We start from the raw sequence: 1443 nt of genomic DNA, 5'->3' as shown, positions 1-1443 counted from the left end.
GCGCAACGCCAACGACGCCATCAGCCTCTCGCAGGCGGCGGAGTCGGCGCTGCAGCAGTCCACCTCCATCCTGCAGCGGATGCGCGAGCTGTCGATTCAGGCGGCCAACGACATCAACAGCGAGCAGGACCGCGAGGCGCTGCAGAACGAGGTGGACCAGCTCATCGACGAGCTCACCCGCATCGGCACCAGCACCACCTTCAACGGTCAGAAGCTGCTCGACGGCAGCTTCGTGGACGCCTTCTTCCACGTCGGCGCCTTCGCTCGGGAGACGGTGCGAGTCCGCATCCGGGACGCCCGGGCCGAGACCATCGGCCGGGCCGCGACCTTCACGGGGAACGTGGTCGACGGCAACGCGATGGCCGCCGGGGACGTGGTCCTCAACGGCGTCGAGGTGCGGGCCAGCCGGGCGGTCGACGACCAGCTCTCCACCGCGGGCCAGGCGGCCTCGGCCATCGCCAAGGCGGCGGCCATCAACGCCAGCACGGACTTCCACGGGGTCACGGCCAAGCCGCTGCCCACGGAGGCCGTCGGCGCCGATCGCATCGGCGCGGTGGTGCTCGACACCGACAACAACATCATCGTCAACGGCGAGATCATCTCGGGCATCACGGTGGAGGCCGACGACGCCTCCGAGGCCCTGATTTCGGCCATCAACGAGGCCTACCCCGACACCGGGGTGGTCGCCTCCCTCGACGCTCAGGGCCGACTGCGGCTCGAGGCGGACGACGGGCGCAACATCGACGTGCAGGTCAACGGCGCTGCGGCCCAGGCGGCCCTGAACATCGCCGCGGGGACCTACACCGCCGCGCTGCACCTGCACAGCGACGAGCAGTACGTGGTCGGCGGCAACGCCGAGGATCGCATCGGCTTCGGCGACAACGCCCTGGTGGGCGTGACCAACGCGGACTCCATCAACACGGTGGACATCACGACGCGCTACGAGGCCAACGAGTCCATCCTGAAGATCGACCGCGCCCTGGAGCAGATCAACTCCGACCGGGCGGAGCTCGGCGCGGTGACCAACCGCATGCAGTCGACGCTCTCGAACCTGACCACGGTCATCGAGGCGAGCAGCGCGAGCCGCAGCCGCATCCAGGATGCCGACTTCGCCACCGAGACCTCGAGCCTGACCAAGCACCAGATTCTGCAGCAGGCCGGCATCTCCATCCTCTCGCAGGCCAACTCCAACCCGCAGGCTGTCCTCAGCCTGCTGCAGCAGTAAGGGCTGACTCATGAAGTCCCGCAAAGCAGGGTTGCAGTGCCAGAACTCGTCGGTCACGGAGGCCGAGGCCGACCGATTCGAGGCCTTCGTCGAGGATCTGAGACGACGAGGGCGCGCCGACAAGACGGTGGAGTCCTATCGCAGCGACTGGGTGGGCCTGCGCAACTGGTACGGCGGGCGACAGGGTGAGCCCTTCGAGCTGAGCGCGGTGGACGCCG

The 1443-nt window shown here is 68.5% G+C and carries 2 protein-coding genes; both read left to right on the top strand.

What is annotated here, in order from left to right; genetic code table 11:
* The coding region (locus GY812_14215; protein MCP4436638.1) for a flagellin at positions 1 to 1225 on the top strand (1225 nt) is incomplete at its 5' end.
* 10 nt (positions 1226 to 1235) lie between these two features.
* On the top strand, positions 1236 to 1443 hold a 208-nt coding region (locus GY812_14210), incomplete at its 3' end, for a hypothetical protein (protein ID MCP4436637.1).

This window comes from Actinomycetes bacterium (assembly GCA_024222295.1).
In the GTDB taxonomy this organism is placed as follows: domain Bacteria; phylum Actinomycetota; class Acidimicrobiia; order Acidimicrobiales; family Microtrichaceae; genus JAAEPF01.
The sequence above is the reverse complement of the archived record's forward strand: the minus strand, read 5'-3'. Positions and strand labels throughout refer to the sequence as shown.